This window comes from Thermoanaerobaculia bacterium (genome assembly GCA_035260525.1).
GTDB lineage: Bacteria > Acidobacteriota > Thermoanaerobaculia > UBA5066 > DATFVB01 > DATFVB01.
In genome coordinates this window covers 1-9,517 of the sequence record DATFVB010000167.1, presented here as the reverse complement: position 1 = coordinate 9,517, position 9,517 = coordinate 1, and the positions used below count along the sequence as shown (strand labels likewise).

The 9,517-nt window shown below is 70.0% G+C and carries 8 protein-coding genes; 4 read left to right on the top strand and 4 right to left on the bottom strand.

Going from position 1 to position 9,517, the window contains the following annotated elements; genetic code table 11:
• Positions 1–602: 602 nt before the first annotated feature.
• The 3 genes from VKH46_08230 to VKH46_08220 all read right to left on the bottom strand — a co-directional run bounded on the left by VKH46_08230 (position 603) and on the right by VKH46_08220 (position 3,629).
• Positions 603–2,129 (bottom strand): ABC transporter substrate-binding protein, encoded by a 1,527-nt coding sequence (locus VKH46_08230; GenBank protein ID HKB70814.1) that lies wholly within the window; start codon positions 2,127–2,129, stop codon positions 603–605.
• A 94-nt stretch (positions 2,130–2,223) separates the two neighbouring features.
• The gene (locus VKH46_08225; protein HKB70813.1) at positions 2,224–2,889 is read right to left on the bottom strand and encodes a YqiA/YcfP family alpha/beta fold hydrolase; all 666 of its coding nucleotides are present in this window, start codon (positions 2,887–2,889) and stop codon (positions 2,224–2,226) included.
• Positions 2,886–3,629: an exodeoxyribonuclease III gene (locus VKH46_08220; GenBank protein HKB70812.1), complete on the bottom strand. Its 744-nt coding sequence runs from the start codon at positions 3,627–3,629 to the stop codon at positions 2,886–2,888. The genes VKH46_08225 and VKH46_08220 overlap by 4 nt, the downstream gene beginning before the upstream one ends.
• Positions 3,630–3,661: 32 nt before the next feature.
• Between VKH46_08220 and VKH46_08215 the strand changes: the two genes are divergently transcribed.
• The 3 genes from VKH46_08215 to VKH46_08205 are packed head-to-tail and all read left to right on the top strand — an operon-like array spanning position 3,662 to position 6,158.
• Positions 3,662–4,111, top strand: a complete 450-nt coding sequence (locus tag VKH46_08215) for a nuclear transport factor 2 family protein (protein HKB70811.1) — start codon at positions 3,662–3,664, stop codon at positions 4,109–4,111.
• Positions 4,111–5,697, top strand: a complete 1,587-nt coding sequence (locus VKH46_08210) for a M28 family peptidase (GenBank protein ID HKB70810.1) — start codon at positions 4,111–4,113, stop codon at positions 5,695–5,697. Before VKH46_08215 ends, VKH46_08210 begins: the two co-directional genes overlap by 1 nt.
• Positions 5,694–6,158, top strand: a complete 465-nt coding sequence (locus VKH46_08205) for a DinB family protein (GenBank protein ID HKB70809.1) — start codon at positions 5,694–5,696, stop codon at positions 6,156–6,158. Before VKH46_08210 ends, VKH46_08205 begins: the two co-directional genes overlap by 4 nt.
• Before the next feature lie 287 nt (positions 6,159–6,445).
• On the opposite strand, the gene VKH46_08200 is transcribed toward VKH46_08205, so the two are convergent.
• The gene (locus tag VKH46_08200) at positions 6,446–8,023 is read right to left on the bottom strand and encodes a S41 family peptidase (protein HKB70808.1); all 1,578 of its coding nucleotides are present in this window, start codon (positions 8,021–8,023) and stop codon (positions 6,446–6,448) included.
• 114 nt (positions 8,024–8,137) lie between these two features.
• On the opposite strand from VKH46_08200, the gene VKH46_08195 reads away from it, so the two are divergent.
• The gene (locus VKH46_08195; GenBank protein ID HKB70807.1) at positions 8,138–9,340 is read left to right on the top strand and encodes an MFS transporter; all 1,203 of its coding nucleotides are present in this window, start codon (positions 8,138–8,140) and stop codon (positions 9,338–9,340) included.
• Positions 9,341–9,517 lie beyond the last annotated feature (177 nt).

Here is a 9,517-nt window from a genome sequence, read left to right as displayed (position 1 = left end):
AGACCGGTGCGCGGCGGCCGACTCCCGCCGGGAATCGCACCGCGCCACCCGCTCGACGCTCGCGACTCTGACTCGCTACCCGCGGCAGACGCTCGCTTCGGGGTGGTTGGGGGAGGCGGCGCGGCGCGCCGCGACAGTGTTCTTTTGCTCGCGCAGCCGTAAGCCGCGCCGAAGCTTTAGCGGAGGCGGACCGCGGCAGACGATGCGGCGCGGCTCAGCCGCGCCGCCGAATGACCTCTCCCCGGGGGAGAGGATGGCCGCGAATGCGAGCCGGTGAGGGTATCCCGCAGGATCTCTTCGGGGTGATTGGAGGAGGTGGCGCTGCGCGCCGTGGCGGGATTGTCTTGGTCGCGCAGCCAGCGGGATAAGGGGAAAGTCGAAAGTCGAAAGTCAAAAGGCAGAGGTGGAAAAAAGAGCCCGTTACCCGGCTCCGGCCGTAACTTTCAAGTCTGGCGATCGCGGGATCCTCCGGGTTAGCCCTTAGACTTTCGACTCCCGACTCCGGCCGACATTCGACTTTTGACTTCCGATCACGGCTCGGGTCGACCGACGAAGCGAGTTCAGCGGCAGCGATCCCGGATCGCTGTCCGCTGCAACGAGCGTCAATCGTTCTTCGGCGTGATCTCGGGAGCGAGGATCAGGCCGTCGTTGCGCGGCTGCCAGGAGAGCCGCCGGTCGACGGCGTAGTCGTCGTCGTCGACGTAGAGCGGGATCCAGACCAGGTCGTCCATCAGCGTCTTCTCGACATTCTGGAGCGCGTCGCGGCGCGCGTTGATTCCCTGCATCTCGGCGCTCGCCTCGATCGCGCGGTCGACGTCGGGGTTGCTGTACCCGACGTAATTGTGGATCCCGAAATGGCGCTCCGAGTCGAGCGAATGAAGGACGTTGTCGAGAATGTCGCTGATGTCCCCCGTCAGACAGCCGAACCGCGAAAGGTGCAGAGGAGAGCGGCCGGCGTTGGCGATCGCGAAGAAGTCGGGGTCGGAGACGACACGGACGTCGACGCGGATCCCGACGTCGCGAAGCTGCGCCGCGACGATGGCCGCCGGCTCCGCGAAGAGCTTGCGCGTGAGGAAGGGCGCGGTGATTCCATCCGCGAGGCCGGCCTGCGCCAGCAGCGCCCGGGCGCGCGCCGGATCGAACGCGGCCTCTCCGATCCGGGGATTGAAGCCGAAGATGAAGGGAGGAACGAGCTGGGTCGCGGGGACGGCGTCGTAGGGGAGCGCGGCGATCAGCCGGCGCCGGTCGATCGCCACGTTCATCGCTTCCCGGACCAGGCGGTTCTTGAACGGGTTCGGCCGCGGCTCGACCCCGCCGGGGTCGTCGTGCGCGAGATCGTAGCCGAGGTATTTCACGAAGATGCTCGTCCGGCGGAAGGTCCGGTAGCGGGAAGAGCCGGCGAGGGCCGCGGCGAGCCTCTTCGAGTTGCACTGGACCATGTCCGCCCGTCCCGCGAGGAGGTCCGAGAGCGCCTGGTCGGGCGAGCGGTCGAGCCGGAACGTCGCCTCACGGATCGGCGGCCGGGGTCCCCAGTACGCGTCGTTGCGGACGACTCGCAGAAGCTTGCCCGGGGACCACTCGGCGAGGCGGTAGGCGCCGGTTCCGTCCGGATGCCGGTCCAGGACCTCGCGCGTGGCTCCCTTCGGGACGATCGGGATGAACCGCAGCTTGTTGAGCAGGACCGCGAGCGGCTTCGTCGTGCGGATTCGCACCGTGTGGCGATCGACCGCGACGACCGAGTCGATGTAGAGGAGGTAACCCGTCATCTCGAGACCGGGGGTCCGGAGCAGGCGGTCGATCGTGTAGACGACGTCGCTTGCGTCGAAGAGCTTTCCGTCGTGGAACCGCACGTTCTCCCGGAGATGGAAGACCCAGGTCGACGGGTCCGGGTTCTCCCACCGGCTCGCCAGGCACGGCTGGATCTGCATGCTCGCGTCGGTCGTCACGAGAGGCTCGTAGATCTGCGAGACGATGGCGAACGAAGCGAGCTGGTTCCGCGCGTGCGGGTCGAGCTCGACGACGTCGTGCGGCACCGAGATCCGGACGGCGTCCCCGAACGGAGGGCGGGCGCGCCCGCACGCGGCGGCGGCGAGGGCGATCCCGAGGACGACCTTCCGGAGAGATTCCACGGTTTTTCGGGCCATTCTACTCCCGCGCGCGGATTTCGCCGTCGCCTTCGACTTTCGGAGATCGAAGTTTCGCGCCTCCCCGAGGGCGCGGCGGCTATTCGAGCGCCGCGCGGATCTCCCGCGCGATCGCCGGGACGAAGGCGGTCAGGCCGTGGTCCCCTTCCTCGATCACCACGAAGCGCGACCCCGGGGCGAGTCGGCCGGAGTCCCGCCAGCGCCTCCAGACGGCCTCCACGACGTCGAAGGGGACGCTCTCGTCCCGGCGCCCCATGACGACGGTTACGGGGGCCTCGGGAGGAGAGGCGTCCACGTCGAGGACGGCCATGCGCTCGAAGAACGGCCGGTGCACCGGCATCTCCCGATTCTCGCCGTGGTGGAAGAAGCGGGGCGGGTTTTCCTCAGGGAGCTTTTCGATCCAGCGGCGGCCGAACCCCAGCGCGGGCGCGACGAGGACGAGGGGGACGCCGGGAAACGCGGGCGCGACCGCGAGCGCGACGAGCGCGCCGAGAGAGCTCCCCGTGATCGCATCGGGGGGACGGCCCGCCGCCGCTTCGCGCGCGCGGCCCGCCATCGCGTCGAAATCGAGATGCGCGAAATCGGGGGCGTTCAGGTCCGGAGCCACGATCTCGATCCCTTCCGGGGCGAAGATTCGCTCGAGCGCCTCGACCTTCCGCCCCCGGGGCGAGGAAGCGAAGCCGTGGAGATAGAGAACCCGGCGACGTTTCCCCGGCGCCCGCTCCCCGGCCTCGGGGACGGTCAATCGAAGACCGCCACCACGGGCGCGTGGTCGCTCGTCCCGACGTCGGCGAGGACGGCGGAGCTCCGCGCCCGCGTGGCGAGACGCTCGCTCGCGAGGAGGTAGTCGAGTCTCCAGCCGATGTTGCGCTGGCGCATGTTCCTCCACGGCGCCCACCACGTGAAGAGGTTCTCGTTGTCCGGGTCGAGCGCGCGTCCCACGTCGACGAGCCCCCGGGCGAGGAGACGCTCCAAGAGCGCGCGCTCCTCGGGGAGCTGGCCGATGACCGGGCGACGCTCCTTCGGATGCACGTCCCGGTCGGTGCGCGCGACGTTGAAGTCGCCGCAGAGCACGACCGTGTCGCCCGCTCGCTGACGCTCGGCGGCGAAGTCGTCGAGCGCCTCGAGGAAGCGGATCTTCGCGGCGAAGTCTTTCCCCCCGTTCGGGACGTAGATCGAGGCGACGAGGAGATCGCCGGCGCGGGCGGTCACGATGCGCGTCTCGTGGTCGAACGAAGGATGCGAGAACGCCGGCTTCTCCGGGAACGTCTCCCGGCGCAGATGCAGGCCGACTCCGGAATAGGCGCGCTCGCCGTGCCAGTAGCACCAGTAGCCCTCGATCTCGCAGAGGAGCAGGGGGATCTTGTCGGGCGGGGCCTTGATCTCCTGCAGGCAGACCACGTCGGGCCGGTCGCGCTCGATCCAATCCGCGAGCTGCCGCTCGCGGGCCCGGATGCCGTTGACGTTCCACGTCGCGATCTTCACGGCACAATCCTACCGGGAGATATCATCGTCGCGTGAGAATCCGGCTCGCGGCGGCCGCGGCAGTCGTCCTCCTGATCCCCGCGCTCTCCCGCGCGGCTTCTCCGCGAAGCCGGCGCGACGCCGACGCGCTCGTGCGCCTCGAGGAGCGGTGGGTCGGCGCGCTCGTTGCCCGCGACGCGGCCGCCGTCGGGGAGATCCTCGCGGAGGACTTCCTCGACTCCACGTACAAGGGGGAGCTCCACACGAAGAGCGAGGCCCTCGCGGCGCTCCGGTCGCCGGCCCGCGCCGAGACGACCCAGCGTCTGTCGGACCTGCGGGTTCGGATCTGGGGCGCCGCCGGGGTCGTGACCGGGATCAACACCGTGACCGCGCGCGACGGGTCGTTTTCCGTGCGCGTCCGGTTCACCGACGTCTTCGTGCGCCGTGGAGACCTCTGGAAGGCGGTTGCGGCGCACGAGACCCTGGTCGAAGGAGGCCGCTGATGCGCCGGATCGCCGTCTGGTTCCTTCTCGCCGGCTCGTTCGGGGCCGCCGCCGCCGCCGCTTTGCCCGAGGGGTCGCGCTGGTGGGCCCACGTCCGGCGCCTGGCCTCCGACGAGATGGAAGGCCGCGGCACGGGCACGCCGGGATACCGCCGGGCCGCCCGGTACGTCGAGAAGGTCCTGTCGAGCGCGGGCGTGGCGCCGGCCGGGGCCGCCGGCTGGGAGCAGCCGGTGCGCTTGCGTTCCCGGCGCCTCCTCGAGGACCGTTCCCGCGTCGCGCTGGTTCGGGGCGGGGCCGAGGAGCCGCTCGCCTTCGGCGACGACGTCATCGTGAGCGTTCGGACGGACCCCGCGCCCGAGCTCGACGCGCCGGTCGTCTTCGTCGGCTACGGGGTGTCGGCGCCCGGGCAGGGACACGACGATTTCGCGGGAATCGATCTCCGCGGCAAGCTCGCCATGTTCCTCTCCGGCAGCCCGCCGGGGCTCTCGCCCGAGGTCTCCGCGCACGCCCAATCTTCGGGAGTGCGCTGGAAGGCGCTCCGCGCCGCGGGCGCGGTCGGAGAGATCGTCGTTTTCAACCCGCGGCACATGGAAAGCCCGTGGGAGCGCCATGCCCGCGCTCGCGTCATGCCGTCGATGTCGCTGGCCGATCCCGCGCTCGACGAGCTCGCGGGAGAGCGGCTGGGGATGGCGGTCAATCCCGCGCGGGCGGAGAAGTTCTTCGCGGGCGCGCCGCACACGTTCGCCGAGCTCGTCGATCTCGTCGAGGCGGGAAAGCCGCTGCCGCGGTTCCCTCTCGCCGTGTCGGTGCGGGCGACTCTGCGCGAGGAGACGCGGAGCGTCGAATCCTTCAACGTCGTCGGCGTGCTCCGGGGCTCGGACCCGAAGCTCTCGAAGGAGTTCGTGGTGCTCTCGGCCCATCTCGACCACCTCGGCGTCGGCGTGCCGGTCTCGGGCGACGCGATCTACAACGGGGCGATGGACAACGCGTCGGGCTGCGCCGCGCTCCTCGATTTCGCCGAGACGGTCCGCGAGTCGCGCCGGCCGCTCCGCCGGAGCGTGCTGCTCGTGTTCGTCACGGGGGAGGAGAAGGGCCTTCTCGGATCGCGCTGGTTCGCGCTCCACCCGACCGTCCCGCGCGACGCGATGGTCGCCGACTTCAACATCGACATGTTCCTGCCGCTCTTTCCGCTCCGGCTCGTCACCGTGCTCGGGCTCGACGAGTCGGACGTCGGAGACGCCGTCCGGGCGTCGGCCCGCTCGCTCGGCATCGCGGTGCAGCGCGATCCGGAGCCCGAGCGGCACGTCTTCATCCGGAGCGATCAGTACAACTTCGTGCGCGACGGGATCCCCTCCGTGATGGTGGACGTCGCCGCTCCCGCCGGAAGTCCCGACGCCGATCGTCTCAAGCGGTGGCTCGCCGAGCGGTATCACGCGCCGTCGGACGATCCCGGGCAGCCCGTCGACCTCGCCGCGGCGGCGGCCTACGAGAAGCTCATGTTCGGCGCCGCGCGTGAGGTGGCCGACCGGGACGAGCGCCCGCACTGGAAGCCCGGGAGCTTCTTCCGCCGTTTCGAGTCGCGGTGAGCGGCTCGGAAGAGATCGCGCGCCGCCTCGACGCCCAGTTCTCCTCGTGGACGACCGTTCTCGGCGATCCGGCGTCGCCGCGCCTCGATCGCGCGCCGGCTCCGGACAAGTGGTGCGCCCGCGAACACCTGGCCCACGTCACGCGGATGCACGGGGTCTGCGCGGCGCGCGTCCGCGTCATCCTCGCGCGCGAATCGCCGCTCCTGCCTCCGTACCGCGCCGAGAAAGACCCGACCTGGCGGCAATGGCGGGCCATGACGGCGCCGGATCTCCTCGGCACGGCAGCCGGCCGGCGGGTCGGGCTGATCGAGGCCGTGCGTTCGCTGTCGGAGCCGGACCTCGCCCGGATCGGCGTCCACGCGGCGCTGGGACCGCTCGCGCTCTCGGAGTGGCTGGAGTTCTTCCTGGTGCACGAGGCGCATCATCTCTACACGATCTTCAAGCTGGTCAGAGAGAGCTGACGCGGACCCTACGCGCCGTTATACGCGTCCGGCGGGCCTGCCGCCGGCTAGACGTACGTTCTCAGTACGCCTTCGCCGCCGGTCAGGCCCGCCGGGCGCGTCTTCCAGCACGTCTGGCCGCGTCTCATCGCTTCCGCAATCGGGAAGAGCGGGTAGCGCCCGCGGGCCGGGCGCCCGCATCCCGTCTCGCTCGCGTCTCGGCGCGTCTGAACGTCTGTGGACTCGATGAGTAACGCTGAATTTGCGCGGAGCGGGCTGGCGCCGAGGGCCTGAGCCCGAAAGTCGAATCAGCTGGCGGAGACCGGCCGCGGTTTGAGGCTCGCGAGCTTCTCGGCTTCCGGGAATGAGTCGAGCGCGCGCTGGAGCTGGACATCGGAGCGGAGCCAGCTCTTCCACCCCTCGTCGGGGCCGTATTTCGAGGAGAGCACGTCCTGCGCGATCTCGGAATCGATCCGGCTTCGCGTCTCGTCGCGCAAGTACTCGGCCCGCGCGGCGTCCGCCTTCTCGATCCCCTGGGCCTCGAGGAACCGGAAGAGCTCGGCCTGGACCGCCGCGTCGACCGCGAAGCTTCGGGGGACGTCGGGGTGGCGCGTCAGGTAGTCGACCGCGAAGTTGAAGAAGACGCCGTGCGCCTGCAGGCGGCGGGCGAAATTGGAGGGCTTCGGCGCGGGAACGATCTCGTCGGGAGTGATCCCTCCCGCGGCATACACGGGCCTCCCCGCGTCGGTCGCGAAGAGCTTCCCCGTCCGCTTCGAGGTGTCGGGGGCCGAGTCGTCGTGGATGTCCGGAAGGAGATAAGCCGAGAGGTCCGAGTAGTCGCGCTGGATCCACCGGCCCGACGGGGTGAAGTACTTGGCCGTCGTGAGAGCGAGGCCCGCCCCGTAGGAGACCGGGTAGACGCCCTGCACGAGCCCCTTGCCCCAGGACGTGGTGCCCAGGATCAGCCCCCGGTCGTGGTCCTGCACCGCTCCCGCCACGATTTCCGACGCGGAGGCGGACCCGCGGTTGATCAGGACGACGAGCGGTCCGCCGAACCGGCGGGCGCGGCCCGCCGCGGGGTAGTCGCGCACCGACGACGGGATGCGGCCGCGCGTCGTGACGATCATCTGCCCCTTCTTCAGGAAGATGTCGGCGATCGCGAGCGCGGGCTCGAGGACGCCGCCGGGGTTGCCGCGAAGGTCGAAGACGAGGCTCTTCATCCCGTCGCGCTGGAGGCGCTCGATCGCCCGGGACGTTTCCTCCGCCGAGGTCTGCGTGAACTCGGCGAGCTGGATGTACCCCACCCCGTCGGCGAGGAGGAAGGCGTGGCGCACCGAATTCTGCGGGATCTCGTCGCGCGTGACCGTGAGCGTGATCGGCTCCTCGAGGCCCGGCCGGTGGATCGTCAGGCGGACCGACGTGCCCTTCGCGCCGCGGACGTGATCCGAAACCCGGCGAGTGTCCCACGAATCGTCGAGGCTCTCGCCGTCGATCGCCGTGATGACGTCGCCCGTGCGCAGTCCGATCTTCCAGGCCGGCGTCCCCTGAGCGACGGACATGACGGTCACCCGCCCCTGCCGGCGCTGCATCGAGATGCCGATCCCGAAGTACGAGCCGTGGTGCCGCTCTTCCAGAGACGAGAAATCGGCCGGCTCCAGGAACGCCGTGTGCGGATCGAGCGAGGAGAGCATGCCGTGGATCGAGGCATAGACGAGCTTCTCGGCGGGCACCTTCGTCGCGTTCCACGACTCCGCGGTCGAGACGAGCTGGGCGTACTCGGCGAGGGCCGAGGGAGGCACCTCGCCGCCGCGCCGTCCCGCGGCTCCGCCGAGCACCGTCGCGAGCCCGGCGGCAAGGATCGCAAGGATCGTCGTTCCGCGGCTCAAGCGCGCCAGTATACGTCGCCAGGACGAAATTCGATCCGCCGCCGCGCGGGCGAGCGCGCGCATTAGAATTCCGCCGCGCATGCGTTCCGTTTCCGCCGCCCCACGGACCCGAGCGTGACGACGTCGCCGGCGCCCGCGCTCTCTCGCGCGAATGCCCGCAACGCGCTGATCGCCGGCTTCCTCGGCTGGACGCTCGACGCGTTCGACTTCTTCGTCCTCACGTTCGTCCTGGCGCCCGTCGCGAAGGAGTTCGGCAAGTCGATCCCCGCGGTCGCTCTCACGCTCACGGCGAGTCTCGCGATGCGTCCCCTGGGGGCGGTCGTGTTCGGCCTGATGGCCGACCGCTGGGGACGGCGGCTCCCGTTGATGATCGACGTGGTCTTCTACTCGGTCGTCGAGGTCCTCTCCGGTTTCGCGCCGACGTACACGGTGTTCTTCGTCCTGCGACTCCTCTACGGCATCGGGATGGGTGGGGAGTGGGGAGTCGGGGCGTCGCTCGCGATGGAATCCGTTCCGGCGCGGTGGCGCGGTCTCCTCTCCGGCGTCCTGCAGGAGGGGTACGCGTGCGGGTTCCTCCTCGCGGCCGTGGCGTACGGGACGGTGTTCCCGCGGTTCGGGTGGCGGGCGCTTTTCTTCCTCGGAGGGGTTCCCGCGCTCCTGTCGCTCTTCATCCGGGCGAAGGTCGTCGAGCCGGAGGCCTGGCGCGCCACGCGCACCGACTGGCCCTCCTATCGCCGGGCCGTCGTGAAGAACGGAAAGCTCTTCGGATATCTCGTGCTGCTCATGGCGATGATGAACTTCATTTCGCACGGAACCCAGGACCTCTATCCCACCTTCCTTCAGAAGCAGCGGCACTACGATCCCCGGTGGACCGCGGTCGTGACGGCGATTTCAATGATCGGGGCGATCGCCGGCGGTCTGCTCTTCGGCCACTTCTCCGACCGGTGGGGCCGGCGGCGGGCGATGGTGGCGGCCATCGGCGGAGCGATCGTGCTCATCCCCCTCTGGATCGCGGCGCCCGCGCCGGCGCTGGTCCTCGCCGGAGCCTTCGGGATGCAGTTCATGGTGCAGGGCGCCTGGGGGATCATTCCGGCGCACATCAACGAGCTCTCCCCGCCGGCGCTCCGCGGGTTCTTCCCGGGATTCGCGTATCAGCTGGGCGTGCTGTGCGCGTCGTCGATCGGTTACGTCGAGGCGCTGCTCGCCGAGCACCTCACCTACTCGCAATCGATGGGGCTGCTGGCCGGGACGGTCCTTTTCCTCGGAGCCATCGTGGTTGCCGTGGGACCGGAGGCCCACGGCATCTCCTTCTCGTAGCAAGCGCGCCGATGCATCGAGCCGGGCGGGCGCGTGCGCCGCGACCCGCGGAGCGGTCAATCGCCCAATGCCAGCGCAACGGGCATACGTCCGGTGGCGCCCTTTACAAAGTGAACGTCTTCATCACGATCGTCCCGTCCCCCGACTGACTCGACACCGCGAACGGGCCGCGGCGGG